The sequence below is a fragment of the Candidatus Hydrogenedentota bacterium genome, assembly GCA_012730045.1.
In the GTDB taxonomy this organism is placed as follows: Bacteria; Hydrogenedentota; Hydrogenedentia; order Hydrogenedentales; family CAITNO01; genus JAAYBR01.
This window is the reverse complement of record JAAYBR010000099.1, coordinates 20,983-35,755: the sequence shown is the minus strand read 5'-3', so window position 1 is coordinate 35,755 and position 14,773 is coordinate 20,983. Positions and strand designations below refer to the sequence as shown.

The 14,773-nt window shown below is 68.6% G+C and carries 6 protein-coding genes; 2 read left to right on the top strand and 4 right to left on the bottom strand.

Going from position 1 to position 14,773, the window contains the following annotated elements:
* The first annotated feature begins 72 nt into the window (after positions 1-72).
* Both GXY15_10250 and GXY15_10245 read left to right on the top strand, forming a co-directional pair.
* Positions 73-3,693: a PASTA domain-containing protein gene (locus GXY15_10250; protein ID NLV41592.1), complete on the top strand. Its 3,621-nt coding sequence runs from the start codon at positions 73-75 to the stop codon at positions 3,691-3,693.
* A 267-nt stretch (positions 3,694-3,960) separates the two neighbouring features.
* Positions 3,961-7,911 carry a PASTA domain-containing protein gene (locus tag GXY15_10245; protein ID NLV41591.1) on the top strand — a complete coding sequence of 1,317 codons (3,951 nt, stop codon included), beginning with the start codon at positions 3,961-3,963 and terminating at the stop codon, positions 7,909-7,911.
* A gap of 266 nt (positions 7,912-8,177) precedes the next feature.
* On the opposite strand, the gene GXY15_10240 is transcribed toward GXY15_10245, so the two are convergent.
* The 4 genes from GXY15_10240 to GXY15_10225 all read right to left on the bottom strand — a co-directional run bounded on the left by GXY15_10240 (position 8,178) and on the right by GXY15_10225 (position 14,547).
* The gene (locus GXY15_10240; GenBank protein NLV41590.1) at positions 8,178-9,173 is read right to left on the bottom strand and encodes an exo-alpha-sialidase; all 996 of its coding nucleotides are present in this window, start codon (positions 9,171-9,173) and stop codon (positions 8,178-8,180) included.
* A gap of 35 nt (positions 9,174-9,208) precedes the next feature.
* Positions 9,209-10,144 carry a PHP domain-containing protein gene (locus GXY15_10235; GenBank protein NLV41589.1) on the bottom strand — a complete coding sequence of 312 codons (936 nt, stop codon included), beginning with the start codon at positions 10,142-10,144 and terminating at the stop codon, positions 9,209-9,211.
* 37 nt (positions 10,145-10,181) lie between these two features.
* Positions 10,182-13,031, bottom strand: coding sequence for a hypothetical protein (locus GXY15_10230; GenBank protein NLV41588.1), 2,850 nt, complete (start codon positions 13,029-13,031; stop codon positions 10,182-10,184).
* A gap of 157 nt (positions 13,032-13,188) precedes the next feature.
* Entirely contained in the window at positions 13,189-14,547 is a 1,359-nt protein-coding gene (locus tag GXY15_10225) for a hypothetical protein (GenBank protein ID NLV41587.1), read from the bottom strand.
* Positions 14,548-14,773: the final 226 nt, after the last annotated feature.

Genomic DNA, 14,773 nt, shown 5'->3' with positions numbered 1-14,773 from the left:
AATCAAGGGAGGCCCCCGAACCGGGGGCCGTGTTGACCGTGGGCAGCCTGTCCAGGGATGAGGAACGAACCGATGAATGCTTTCGTGCGGGTGGTGTGTGTTGTGCTGGGGCTGGGCGTGGCCGCCGTTTCGGCCGCCGCGCCAGACAACGGAAAGCGGTGCGCGCCCCTCCCGGAGAAGGCGGCGAAGGGGAAAGGGGCGGCCCCGGGCGCCCGCACCCCGATTTCCGGAGAACCGTGGACGCCCATGGGCGCGCAGGACAAGGTGGTCTACGGCACGGACGACCGGATTGACGTGTACCAGGAGACGGACCCCCTGCGGCAGGAGCTCGCGGGGTCGGTCTGCGGGCTGGTGGACGCGTTGGACCTGACGCCGATCAGCGGGGGGCGCTGGGAACTGTCTTTGTATACCTACACGGCAGGGGGATATCCCGCCTGCTCTTCGGAACCCTTCGGTTCCCAGCCGGTGGTTCCGTGGTGCACGGGTTTCCTGGTGGGCGAGGACCTGATCGCCACGGCGGGGCACTGTTTCGCCGACGGGGACCAGAGCTACGTGCGGTTCATCTTCGGGTTCGAGATGACGAGCGCGACGACGCCCGTGTACGAACTGGAGGCAAGTCAAGTTTACACCGCCGTGGAGGTGGTGGGCTGGGCGCTGTCGGGCGGACTCGACTACTGTGTCGTGCGGGTGGACCGTCCGGTGACCGCTTCGGGGGCGCAGCCCCTCCAAATCCGCCGGGAGGGCACGGTGCCGCTGGACACGCCCCTTGGCGTGATCGGGCACCCTTCCGGCCTGCCCAAGAAGCTCGCCTTCGGCCCCACGACCAAAGTGGCCGCCAATACCGCCTCCGGATACTTCACGGCGAATCTGGACACCTACGGTGGGAACTCCGGATCCCCGGTGTTTAACGCCGCCACGGGGGTGGTCGAGGGAATTCTCGTGCGCGGCGCAGAAGATTTTGTCCTGCAGGGCGCCTGCTTCGTCTCCAATGTCCTGCCGGACAGCGCCGCGGGGGAGGACGTCAGCAAGTCCACCACCTTCGCCCAGTACGTGCCCGAGGCCGCCGCCGCGGAGGGGAAGATCACGCTGGACAAGGAGGCCTACAAGCCCACAGACATGGTGCAGATCACGGTGGAGGACGTGCTGGCGGTTTCCTCCGTCAATGTGGAGATAGAGGGGGAGCACCACACAAAGACCCTGGTCCTGAACGCCGTGAAGGCCGCCGCCACCCAGTTCACCGGGGCCGTGCAGCTTTACAGCGTCGGCAAGGCCGACCCGGTGGAATCGCTCTTCGTTCTGGACGGGGGGGAAATGACGGTGCGCTACAACGACGAAGACGACGGATCGGGCAGCCCGGCGGTGATTGAGAAGACCGTGGCCATTGACGGCACGGCCCCGGCCGTTGCAAACGCGTCGGCGGTCTCCATCGGCTGGGCGTCGGCGGCGGTGAGGGTGGAGGCCAGCGAACCTGTGACTGCGACGGTGCGCTACGGGACCGCCTGCGGCGCCCTCACCCAGACCGCCCTGAGCGCCGGCGGCCCGGTGATGGACCCCGTTGTCACGCTGGGCGGCCTTTCCCCGGAAACGCCCTACTACTTCGCCGTTGACGTGGTGGACGCGGCGGGCAACACGGCCTCCTCGGACAACGGGGGCGCCTGTTTCACCTTTACCACCGCCGCATCCAACGATCTCTGCGCCGACGCCATCCCTCTGGAGGAGGATGTCGCCCACAACGGCGACAGCACCGGCGCGGGCCTGGACTACGATACCGAAGGCCTGGACGGTGCGGATGTGTGGTTCTCCTTCACGCCGGGCACCTCCGGCATGTACGACATTTCGCTGTGCGGGTCCTCGTTCGACACCACCCTGGCCGTCTTCCTCGGCGGGTGCGGCGACCTGGTTAATATCGGCTTCAACGACGATTTCTGCGGCTACCAGTCGCAGGTGCGCAAGATCCTTCAGGCAGGGGTGACCCACCTGATCCGCGTGGCCGACCGCGATGCCGCGGGGGGCGCCCACACGGTGCTCGCGACCTATGCGGGCGTGCCCGGGGACCCGTGCCCCGGAGACCCTGTGGCGGACAGCGGGTTCGAGACCGGATCCCCCAGCGCCGGCTGGGAGGGCTATTCCCTCCACTATGGGACCCCCTTGTGCGACGCCTCCTGCAACGACGATTTCACCGCCTATGAGGGCGACTGGTTTGTCTGGTTCGGCGGGGCGGACACCGCGGAGCAGGGGTGGATCCTTCAGCACACGACCCTCCCCGTCGCCGGCTCCGCGACCCTCTCCTTCCACCTCCGCATCCCCACAGCGGGCACCACGGGGCACATGGCCCTCCTGATGGACCGCGACGAGCTGTTCCGCGTGACCGAGGCCGACGCGGCGCAGTACGCGGAGTGGACCCGGGTGGAACTGGACATCAGCGGCTATGCCGACGGTGGCCTGCACGAGCTGGCTTTTGAGAGCGCCGTGGCGGCGCCCAAGACCGACGTGCTGAATATTTTCGTGGACAAGGTCTGCATTGAAACCGGCGAAGCCCCCGTGCGGGTTCCCAATGTCGTCGGCCAGACGCAGGCCGCCGCGGAGGCGGCCATTGTCGGCGCCGGGCTGGCCCTGGGCGGCATCATCGAGGCGTACAGCGAGACGGTTCCCGCAGGGCAGGTCATGGGCCAGAGTCCCGCGGGGGGGGCGACCGTGCCCCCAGGCACCGCCGTGAGCTTGGACGTGTCGAAAGGCCCCGTGCCGACCGGAGACAATGAGGTTCCGGATGTTGTCGGCACGACCCAAACACAGGCCGAGGAGGCTCTGCTCGCGGCCCAGCTGACGCTGGGCACGGTGACCGAAGTGTGCGACGCCTCGGTTCCGAAGGGCACGGTGATCAGCCAGGATCCCGGCGCCGGGCGGCTGGTCGCCGACAACACGCCCGTGAGCCTCACCGTTTCCAGCGGCCCCTGCCCGGCTATCGTGAAAGTGCCCAACGTGGTCGGCCAGTCCCAGGCCGCCGCCGGGGCCGTCCTCGCCAACGCGGGGCTTTCCGCGGGCGCGGTTACCCGCAAGTGCAGTGACAGCGTCCCCGAGGGCAGCGTGATTTCCCATACCCCGGCCGGGGGCGCCCCGGCCATGTCCGGCGCGGCGGTTGCCCTCGTGGTCTCCAGCGGCCCCTGCCCCGTCACGGCGACCGTCCCCAATCTGGTTGGCCAGACGCGGGTCGCCGCCGAGGCGGCCCTGACGGGCGCCGGGCTCACCCTGGGCGCGGTGACGGAGGTGTACAGCGACACGGTCGCGGCGGGTGTGGTCATCAGCCAGAGCCCCGCCGCCGGCGCAACGGCGGCGCCCGGATCCGCCGTCAGCCTGACGGTGTCCAAGGGGGTGGACCCCGCCGTCACGGACGCGGCGCGCACCGCCCTGCAAAATGCGTTCTATCAGGCGGACGCGGATGACAGCGGCACCCTCACCTTTGACGAGGCGGAGTCGGTCGTCCTGACGCGGACCGTCTTCAGCGCCCTGGACACAAACGGAGACGGCGTGCTTGACAAGACGGAACTCGGGCTCGGGGATGCCGCCGGGGGCGGCTGCGGCTGCGCGAAGTCGGGCCTTGCGCCGGACGGATGGCAGAAGCGCCTGGGCGACCTCTTCCTTGGCGGGCTGGCGCTCGTGCTGCTCGCCGCGCTGGGCCGCCGCGCCGGGGTCTGATTTCCCCACCCATGCAGCCGCCCGCCGGAGCGAAGGCTCCGGCGGGCGGTTCGTTATTGGTGGGCGCCTTCCGCTCCTTCCCCCCCAGCTCCGGACGGGGGGGCAAGAACGGGACGCGCAGTGTTTTCCGGCGGTCAGGGAACGGGAAACGGGTTTCCATTCCAGAACCGGTGTGCTACAATTTGAACTGGAAGTCAAGGCAGGGAGGTCCCCTTCCGGGGGCCGTCTTGACTGTGGGCTGATTGTCCAGGGATGAGGAACGGACCGATGAAAAAACTTCTGCGGGTGATGTGTGTTGCGCTGGGGCTGGCCGTGGCCGCCGTGTCGGCCGCCGCGCTGGAAAACGGGAAACAGTGCGCGAAAGCGACGGAGAAGGCGGAAAAGGGGAAAGCGGCGGTCCCCGGACGCACCCCCATCTCCAAGGACCCCTGGACGCCCGCAGGCGCGCAGGACAAGGTGGTCTACGGCACGGACGACCGCATTGACGTGTATCAGGAGACGGACCCCCTGCGCCGGGAACTGGCCGGGTCGGTCTGCGGACTGGTGGCCACGTCGGACCTCACCCCCCTCAGCGGGGGCCGCTGGGAACTGTCTTTGTACTACTACACGTCAGGGGGGTATCCCGCCTGCCCCGGGGAGCCCTTCGGCAGCCAGCCTGTGGCGGCCTGGTGCACGGGATTCCTGGTGGGGGACGACCTGATCGCCACGGCGGGGCACTGTTTCTCGGACGGGGAGCAGGCCGATGTGCGGTTCATCTTCGGGTTTGAGATGGCGGACGCGACGACGCCCGTGTACGAACTGGAGGCAAGCCAGGTCTACACCGCCGTGGAGGTGGTGGGCTGGGCGCTTTCGGGGGGGCTGGACTACTGCATCGTGCGGGTGGACCGTCCGGTGACCGCGCCGGGGGCGCAGCCCCTGCCCATCCGCCGCTCGGACACCGTGCCGCTGGACACGCCCGTCGGCGTGATCGGGCACCCCGCCGGCCTGCCCAAGAAGATCGCCTTCGGCCCCACCACCGAAGTCGCGGACAACGCCGCCCCCGGATACTTTGTGGCGAATCTGGACACCTACGGCGGCAATTCCGGGTCCCCGGTGTTCAACGCCGCCACGGGCGTGGTCGAGGGCATCCTCGTCCGGGGAGAGACGGACTTCAACTACGACTCCGACTCCGCCTGTTTCTACTCCAATGTGCTCGCGGACAGCGCGGCGGGCGAGGAGGTCAGCAAGTCCGCCACCTTCGCGCAGTTCATCCCCGAGTACGTCCCGGAGGCCGGCAAGATCACGCTGGACAAGGAGGCCTACAAGCCGACGGACATCGTGCAGATCATGCTGGAGGACGTGCTGGCCGCCCCGTCGGCCGCCGTGGAGATCGTTGGCGAGTTTCACACCAAGACCCTGGCCCTGAACGCGGTGGTCAAGGCCGCCGTCACCCAGTTCACCGGGGCCGTGCAGCTTTACACATCCGGAAAGGCGACTCCGACGGAGGGACTATACGTCGTGGACGGGGGGGAAATGACGGTGCGCTACTACGACGCGGACGACGGCTCCGGCAGCCCGGCGGTGGTCGAGAAGACCGTCCCCATTGACGGCACGGCCCCGGTCATCTCGAATGCGTCGGCGACCGCCGTCGGCGGGACCACTGCGGTCATCATCGTGGAAGCCGACGAGCCGGTGACCGCGACGGTGCGCTACGGAACCGACTGCGCCTCCCTCACCCAGACCGCGCAGACCACCGGAGGCCCCGCGCTGAACCCCGGGGTTCCGGTGGTCGGACTCGTCCCCGACACCCCCTACTTCTTCGCCGTTGACGTGGTGGACGCGGCGGGCAACACGGCCTCCTCGGACAACGGCGGCGCCTGTTTCACTTTCACCACCACCGGATTCAACGACACCTGCGCGGACGCGTGGCCCCTGCTGATTGGCGCGCCCGTCTCCGGAAGCAACGCCGGGGCGGCGGCGGACTACGACGCCGGGGACGGCTCGGGCGCGGATGTCTGGTTCACGTTCACCGCCCCCGCCACCGCGACGTACGCCTTCTTCACCTGCGGGTCGGCGCTTGACACGGTGCTGCATGCCTTTTCCGGCGACTGCGGCGCCCTGGTTCCGCTCACGTCCAACGACGACTGGTGCGACTACCAGTCCAAGGTCCGCGTTCCCATGACAGAGGGGAGCGCCTGTTACATCCGCGTGGCCGGGTATAACGGGGAGACGGGAGACTACACCCTGACCGCGGAGGAGTCCACGCCCCTGCCCAACGACCTCTGCGGGAACGCGGTCGCCCTGGAGGCGGGGGTCGCCTATGAGGGCGACAGCACGGCCGCGGGCACGGAGTACGACAACGACGACTGGTACGACATGAACGACGTGTGGTTCACCTTCACCCCGGCGGAGACCGGCACCTACACCGTCTCGCTGTGCGGGTCGGCCATTGACTCCACCCTGTTTGTGTTCAGCGGCTCCTGCGACGCCCCGGTCCAGGTCGCCTACAACGACGACTACTGCGACTATCAATCGTGGGTTAGCGCACCCCTCAACGCCGCAGAGACCTATCTCATCCGCGTGGCCGACTACGACGAGCTGGGCGGCGCATACACCATCGTTGTGGACTATGTGGAGCCCATGACCAACGACCTGTGCGCGGACGCCATTTCCCTGGAGGAGGGCGTCGCCTTCAACGGCGACAGCACGGGCGCGGGCACGGACTATGACACGGAAGACTGGGACGGCGCGGATGTGTGGTTCTCCTTCACACCCGGCACCATGGGCCTGTACGACATCTCGCTGTGCGGATCCTCGTTCGACACCACGCTGACGGTCTTCCTCGGCGGATGCGCCGACCCGGTGGAGATCGGCTACAACGACGACTACTGCGACTACCAGTCACAGGTCCGCGAGACGCTTCAGGCGGGGGAGACCTGCCTGATCCGCGTGGCCGACTACGACGAGCTGGGCGGGGCCTACACGGTGCTCGTGACCTATGCGGGCGAGCCGGCGGACCCCTGTCCCGACGACCCGGTGGCCGACAGCGGGTTCGAGAGCGGCTCTCCGAGCCTCGGCTGGGAGGAGTATTCCCTCAACTACGGCACCCCGCTGTGCGACGCCTCCTGCAATGCCAGTTTTGCCGCGTATGAGGGCGACTGGTTCGTCTGGTTCGGCGGCACCAACACCGCGGAGTCCGGGTGGGTCGCGCAGAACGCGGCCATTCCCGCAGCCGCGTCCGCGACCCTCTCCTTCTATGTCCGCATTCCCACGGCCGGCACCACGGGCCACATGGCCTTCCTGATGGACGACGACGAGCTGTTCCGCATGACCGAGGCCGACGCCGTGCAGTACGCGGAATGGACCCTGGTCCAGCTGGACGTGAGTGCCTATGCCGACGGGGAAACGCACGAGCTGGTCTTTGAGAGCGCCGTGGAAGCGCCCGACACGGACGTGCTCAACCTCTTCGTGGATCAGGTTTGCATTGAGACTGCAGGCAGCGGCACCGTGACGGTGCCCACCGTCGTCGGCCAGGCGCAGGCCGACGCGGAGGCCGCCCTCACCGGCGCGGGGCTTGCCGTGGGGACGGTGACGCAGCAGTGCAGCAACACCGTCGCGGCGGGCGGCGTCCTCTCCCAGAACCCCGGCGGCGGCACCCAGGCCGCCGCGGGCTCCGAGGTCGCCCTCGTGGTCTCCAGCGGACCCTGCAACAACACGGTGGCGGTGCCCGGCGTGGTCGGCCAGGCGCGGGCCGACGCCGAGGCCGCCCTCACCGGCGCGGGCCTCACCGTGGGCGGCGTGACGGAGGTGTACAGCGACACGGCCCCGGCGGGCACGGTTGTCGGCCAGAATCCCCCCGCGGGGGCGCAGGCCGCGCCCGGCGCGGCGGTCAGCCTCACAGTGTCCAAGGGCGTGGACCCCGCCGCGGGGGAGGCGGCGCGCACCGCCCTGCGGGACGCCTTTAACCAGGCCGACACCGACGGCAGCGGCGGCCTCACCTTCGACGAGGCGCAGGCGGCGGTGCCCGGCCTGACGCAGGCGGTGTTCACCTTCCTCGACGCCAACGGCGACGGGGTGCTCGACACGGCGGAGCTGGGGATTGAGGATTCGGGGTGCGGGTGCGGCTGCTCCAAGTCGGACCTCACGCCGGACGGAGTGAAGAAGCGCCTGGGCGATCTCTTCCTCGGCGGGCTGGCGCTGGTCCTGCTCGCCGTGCTCGGACGCCGCGCGGGCGTCTGATCCCCCCGCACATGCGACCGCCCGCCGGAGCGCAGGCTCCGGCGGGCGGTTCCTTTTCCAGAGCAACTCGGATTGAGCCGCGGTATTTTCAAAAGGATGTCGAGCGCGGGCACTGAGGTGGCACGGGCTTCCAGCCCGTGTGTTGGGTCATGGATGCGACCCAGGAAACACGGGCTGGAAGCCCGTGCCACCTCGGTGCCCGTCCCCGGCATCTTCCTTCATATCCGGCATTTCAACCTTGAAATGCGCCAAAAAGGGGGCTCGGCTTACTTTTTCAGGCTTACCTTTGCGAGGTAGATGCTGGTCTTGTCCTCGTGGCTGGAGTAGTAGCTCACCCAGAGCAGTCCGTCCTTCCAGACGAGGCCGGGGTAGCTGGTGTCTCCGCCGGAGGGCAGCGCGAGGATTTCATGGAACACGCCGGTGGCCGGATCAAGAGAGCAGAGCGCGGTGCGCGCGGCGGGCTCATAGAGACGCACGGCGGCGACAAACCCGAATTCGGGCACCTCGATGAAATGCGGGCCGCCGATGCGCTGCCCCAGGTCCTTCCAGGCCCATTCGGTGTACGGTGGGCGCGCGGTGCCCACGAGGCCGTTGCCGCCCGCATCGCGCCGGAGCAGGCAGACCGCGGTGTCGTCGGCCAGAAACTGGATGGACGACTCGTTGGCCTCGCCGTCCGTCACCAGATCGGGGACCAGGGTCTCAAAGGTAATGCCGTCCGCGCTCTTGTAGAGCCGCGTGCCTCTCGCGCCCTTCGTGGTGACGTAGCCGACACCGTAGGCCGTGCCCTTGTGCCAGGTGACGCGCCAGAGCCAGTAGTCCGGCTCGCCGATCTCGACGCCGGGCGTCCATTCGCGGCCGTCTTTGGAGAAGTAGGCCATGGTCATGTGGGTGGCGGGCTTGGGCGTGTGCCACGCCGCCGCGCCGGTGAGCATCAGGCGGCCGTCGGGCGTCTCGGTGATCTGCGCGTCGCGCAGGTCCGCCGTGTCCGAGGTGATCCGGGCGGCGGCGGTCCAGGACTCCCCGTCCTTCGAGGTGATCACCCGCAGCGCGCCGTCGGGCGACACATGGCCCCGGCCCTCGCGGAAGACGCAGAACCACTCGCCGCCGCGGTGGATCAGCCCCGTGAAGGCGCTGTGCGGCGCCTCGTTCCATATCTTGGCGCACGAGACCAGCTCCGCCGTGAACGGGGCGGCGTCCTGCGCGGAGAGGGCGGGCATGAACAGGCAGGCCGCAACGGCGGCGAGACAGACGAACCGGGACATGGCGGTTTTCTCCCTGGGTGCCGGCCGGGTGCCGGTCAGTTCTTCACAAACAGCGGCTGCGTCCAGGCAGTGGCGGAACCCGAACCGTAGGCCTCCACGCGGACGTAGTTCCCGGCCTTTTCCGGGTTGACGGTGTGGGTGATCTCGGAGCCGTCCGCCATGGCGAGCATGCGGCCGAGGGGGCCGAAGACGCGCAGCTTCTGCGCGTTCGCCGCGCGCACGCGCACGGTCAGCCCCTCCACGGAAATCTCGTCGAAGGTGACGCCCGTGCTGGCGTAGAAGCTGCCGCGCCGCATGGCGTCCACGATGCCGTCCGGCGTGCGGTCGCCGGTCTGCACCATGACCCAGCCCAGGCCCCGGTGGCCGTTGTCATGGCTGTCGTCCGTGGCGAAGCCCCAGACGCGCTTTCCCTGGGCGAGCAGGCGGTCCCACTTGTCCGTGGCGCACTCGCTGCCCTCCAGGAACAGGATAACCCCGTTGAAAATCTCGATGCCCGCGTACCCGTTGAGCTGCTCCAGCACCGCGAGGTCGCAGTGGTTGTAGTTCTTGGTCCAGTTCGGGTGGTTCATGACGGCGAAGCCGCGGTCCGCTGCGATGGCATCCAGCACCTTCTGGCGGTCGCGGTCCGGCTCGATCTTCGCCGCGGCGTTGACATGGAGCAGGTGCGGGCCCTTGGCCGAGATCTCGTTTCCGGGGATCATCACCATGCCCTTCGGGTCCACCGAGGCCGGGTCTGTCAGCTGGTCGTGGTCGCTGAGCATCAGAAAGTCATAGCCCATGCCCGCATACTCGTCCACCACCGCCTGCGGCGCCTGCCGCCCGTCGCTGTTGGTCGTGTGGGTGTGGAGGTTGCCGCGCAGCCACGGCGCGGACGGGTCGGTGTAGGGGGACTCCAGTTCGGCGGCGAAGCCGGGCAGGGCGCACAGCGCCGCCGCGCAGCAAACGAGGGCCATGGGGTGGAAATGCCGCATGTCGGTCTCCTTGACGGTTTCGGGACGGGTCCGCCGGTCAGGCGTACTGCTGGGTCCGGGCGATGACCATGTCCTGCCAGTCCTTGTTGAGCGTGGCGAAGCGCGCGGACCATCCCGCGATGCGCACCGCCAGGTTGGGATACTTTTCCGGGTGGCGCTGGGCGTCGAGGAGCATGGCCGAATCCACCACGTCAATGTGGAGGAAAAGGCCGCCCAGCTCCACAAACCCGCGCATCAGCCCCGCGAGGGCCGTCACGCCGTCGTCGCCGCGCACCGTGTCGGGGTGCACCTTCAGCTCGACGGTGGCGCAGTTGGGGCACTTGGTGAAGTCCATCTTGCAGTACGAGCGCAGGACCGCCGTGGGGCCCTTGGCGTCCGTGCCGGGGGACGGCGAGAAGTTGGTCGCCAGCACGGCGCCCAGTTTGTGGCCGTCGGGCGACGCGCGGCGTTTCCCGTTCGGGGCGGCCCACTCGATCTCGCGGCCGAAGGTGCTGATGCCCGCGGGCCGCAGCACGCCCTCGCGCCCGCGGGTCTGCGCCGCGAGGCGCGTGTAGTCGTCGAACACGCGGCGCACCATGCCGTCGGCCCCGTCGTCGTCGTTGCCGTAGCACGCGAAGCGGGTCTGCACCATCCGCCGGAGGTTCTCGTGGCCCTGCCAGTCGTCGCGGAGGATCTGGACAAACTCGGGCAGCGTGACCGCCCCCTGCGCGTACACCAGCTCCCGCAGCACAAGCAGGCTGTTGCCCACGTTGGCCAGCCCGCCGATGTGCGGCGCGAGGGCGTAGTAGTGCGCGCCGCGCTCGTAGTAGCCGCGGGTGCTCTCGATGCAGTCGTCCACGAAGATGGAAAGCAGCGGGGTGGGCGCGCCGCTGCGGCACCAGCCGTCCGCCGCCTTGTGGTGCCCCTCCAGATACCTCTCCAGCCGGGCGAGGAACGCCGCGTAAAGGCTGTCGAAGTCGGGGTAGTCGGGCGCGGGCGTGTCCGGGTCGTGGAGCCCCAGCGTCTCGTGCAGCAGCGCCAGCCCGTCGAAGGGCACATAGCTGAAGCAGGTTTTGCCGGGGATGATCATTTCCCAGCAGCCGTCGTTGGCAAAGCAGCGCGCCTCCTCCACGGAGTAACCGAACTTCACCAGCGCCTCGATGGCCACGTCCTCGTTGTAGACGGCCACCACGCCGCCGCCGTGGCGCTGCACCTCGGCGATGCGGCGGAAGAGCCGGTCGGGGGTGTTGCGCCCCACCCGCACGGCCACGGGGAAGTCGCTGATGTGCAGCTCCTCCACGATGTCCAGCACGAGGTGGGTCACCTCGTTCGTGATGTCGCTGCCATGGGCGTCCACGCCGGCCAGCACGATGTTCTGGTAATGCTGGGCGTCGCCGGAGCCTTTGGTGTCAAAGGCGCCGATCCATTCGCAGCCCTTGACCCAGAAGTGCGCCAGCACATCCCGCGCCTCGTCCAGCGTGGTCGTCCCGTCCGCCAGGTCCTTCGCCAGATATGGTCCGAGCATCTCGTCTATCCGGCCGATGCCGGACCAGTTGCCCATGAGCCGCTGGAAGGCGTACATGAACCAAAGCGACTGGACCGCCTCGCGGAAGTCGCGCGGAGGGTTTTCGGGAACGTGCAGGAGCGTGTCGCGCACGCGCGCGTATTCGGCGCGCTCCGCGCCGTCGCTCGCGGCGATGCGCTCGTCCAGCAGCTCCACATGGCGCTGCCGCCAGACCTCCGCCGCGTCAAGGCACCCCAGCATGGCCTCCAGCAGGTCGCCGCCCCGGCGCGGACCCGCCGCCGGGTTGCCCGCGGGGGACGCGTCCGCGAAAACGGTCTCGCCGTCGGCGTCCGCTGCGGGCGTCCAGTCGGCCGCAGCCTCCGCGCCGTTCAGCACACGCACCCGGGCGATGTCCCCCGAGCAGCCCGTGCTGGCCGGGGGATACGCGCCGATCCACAGCATGCCCGTGTCCGCGCCGCGCCCGTCCTGCTGGTTGCCGCCGGGCTGCGCCGCCAGGGCCGCCGACAGCGCCTCCTGCCCGTCCACATGGAGGGTGATGGAGGTGTCCGTCACGGTCATGGACAGGTCGTGCCACGCGCCGTCGCAAATGGGGGTCTGGCTGTGGTGGACCGCCGGGGTCCTGCCCGGGACATAGGCGCAGAAGAAGCCGGTGCCCGGCTCGGTGTAAAGTTCCCAGTGGTTGGGGGACGCCTTGTCCCGGTGCGCCACGAGGATGTTGTATCCGGCGGTCGCCGTCACGCGCGCGCGGCATTCCACCGTCAGGGGGGTGCCCGCATAGGCGGGGAGCGGACGCGCCGTCCAGTGGAACGCGGCGGAGGCGTCGCACCGCGCCGCGGGGCCGCCGTCCCCGGCCACCAGCCGGGGCTGGGGTTCGGGCTTGTACACGCCGCCGCGGGCCAGCCGCTCCTCAATCTTGGCGCGCAGGCCCTTGTAGCCGAGTTTCAGCCCCTTGTCGAAGCCGATGGTCGTGTGGCTGACGCTCGCGCAGCCGAGCACCGGGGTCTGGTGGGCCGGGGCCTCCAGCAGCGTGGCCGACCCGACAATCTTCTCCCCCGGCAGAATGCGCAGGGGGGCGTTTTTGGCGCAGAGCAGGGCCGCCTGTGCGTAGCGCATGTCCTGGGTCGCGTTGAGGCTCTCGGCGGGGTCCAGCTGGAACTCCGCGCGGATCATGGAGCGGCCGTGCTCCCCGGCGATCGCCCGCTGGGCGAGGGCGTGGGTGGCGTCCGGCAGCCGGTGCGGCGTCTCGGGCCGCCAGGTGCTCCGCCACAGCTGTTTGGCCGCGCGGTCCGCCTCTTTGGGCGACGCCGCGCCGAGGAGATACACCCCCCCGCCCAGCGCCGTCATGCCCGTGGCCGTCTTCCGTAAGAAATCCCTGCGGTTCATGCCGTGGATCCTCGCTCAGTCCCGCGCGCAGAGCGCGCAGGCAGACATTTTTCCTCTCACGCAGTATAGCACAGCCTTCCGGCGTCTCCCAGCCAAAAGGAAGCCGCCGCCCCCCTCTTGGGGTGCGGCGGCGGAGGTGTTGGAATGCGCGCCCGGGCTATTTGAACCACTCCGTCAGATCTATCTTGGTGAAGGGGCGGTCCGTGGCCGTGACGGGCGGGTTGTAGCCCGCGATGGAGAGGTAGGCCGCGCGGTTCTTCGGGTCGAACACCCAGGAATGGAGCGTGGCATCGCAGTAGACCGGGCCGGTGGCCAGAATCTTGACCGCCTGCTCCACATCAATCTTGCCGGGGACCTCCTCGATGCGGCGGCTCATCCACTCGTAGCGCTGGAAACTGTCCTGCCCCTGGAGCATGGGAACCAGCACGGTGAGCTGCTCCCTGGTCTCCACGGTCAGCCCAAATTCACTGCCGTAGGCCTTCGCCAGCCTAAAGAGCTGATCGAGGTCCGTCGGGTGGTTCGTGCGGCGCACGCACTGCTCCATGCCCCAGTGCCCCGTGGCCGCGCCCTCCTTCTCGTCCATCGTGGTGAACACGTTGCAGTATTTCGCGTCCGTCTCCAGCGCGCGCCCGTCTGGCGTCTTCCCGTCGCCGAGGATGAAGTTCCACCCCGTGGTGCGCGGGTACTCCTGGAACATCTTCACTGCCTCGTCCAGCGTGGCGGCCTTCTCCAGCACCAGGCGCATCTGCAGGAAGAGGGGCAGCCCGTCAAAGGTGGCGTCGGGGGACGGCAGGGTCATCTCGCCGATGGTGATGCCGCGGGCGCTCATGCCGCTGACGCTGCCCACGCCGCCGGCCCAGCCGGGCATCATGAACGGCGACCCGCCCTTGGGCCGCCACACCAGCACCACCGCGTCCTCCTGGGCGCCGCCCTTGACGTCCCAGTCGAGGTTGCGGCCGTGAAGCAGGCGCCCGTCGGTCGTCCATTTTCCCCAGACCGCGAAGTTGGAGCAGGATTGCGGCGGCTTGTCCGCAGGGAAGTGCATAATCTCCGCCTGCGTCACGCCGATCCGGACGTCCGCGTACTCCAGGTCGTCCACCCCGGCGGCCTTGAGGCCTTTCACGATTCCCCGAATTTCCTCCTTGATTGACTCAGGAAAATGCTTTTCCATCCGGTCGCTCTGGGCGGCGACATATTCCGGTGTGTACCCCCGGCCCCAGAGGGCCTTGGCCATGTAGCCCTCCTTGATGACGTGGTGGATCTTCTTCGCCAGCAGGCGGCCGTGCTGGAACCCCATCTCCTCCGGCGTCCCCTCCATCACCACCACCAGATGCTCGCCCACTTGGAGAAGCTTCCCGGCCCCCTCCTGGTCCAGCAGTTTCACCTCCGGTGAGGCGACAATCTCGACCTGCCGGGAGTCCAGCGCGGCGGACTGGGCCACGGCCAGTCCGGAACAGAGCAGTCCCAGGGACAGCAGCAAGGCGGCAAACACGGAGCGGCGGGCAAGGAGACGCATTTTGGCAACCCTCTCTTGGTAGGTTTTTCTCGGGCACATGGCACCCCTTCCCAAGAGACCAGCGCACCCTCCCGCCGGGTTTCGCGGAAAGCCGCCGAAAAGTTCCAGCCTTGGCAGGGGATAACACAAATGCCCCATGATGTTCTTGAATTAATGATAAAATGAGGACGCAGGCCCACATAAGCTGATTTTTGACGAGCGTAAGCGTTGTTGGAGGGCGCAGAGC

Coding starts and splice junctions, on each gene's coding strand:
- GXY15_10250 (NLV41592.1), top strand. CDS start 73: ATGAATGCTTTCGTGCGGGTGGTGTGTGTTGTGCTGGGGCTGGGCGTG.
- GXY15_10245 (NLV41591.1), top strand. CDS start 3,961: ATGAAAAAACTTCTGCGGGTGATGTGTGTTGCGCTGGGGCTGGCCGTG.
- GXY15_10240 (NLV41590.1), bottom strand. CDS start 9,173: ATGTCCCGGTTCGTCTGTCTCGCCGCCGTTGCGGCCTGCCTGTTCATG.
- GXY15_10235 (NLV41589.1), bottom strand. CDS start 10,144: ATGCGGCATTTCCACCCCATGGCCCTCGTTTGCTGCGCGGCGGCGCTG.
- GXY15_10230 (NLV41588.1), bottom strand. CDS start 13,031: ATGAACCGCAGGGATTTCTTACGGAAGACGGCCACGGGCATGACGGCG.
- GXY15_10225 (NLV41587.1), bottom strand. CDS start 14,547: ATGCGTCTCCTTGCCCGCCGCTCCGTGTTTGCCGCCTTGCTGCTGTCC.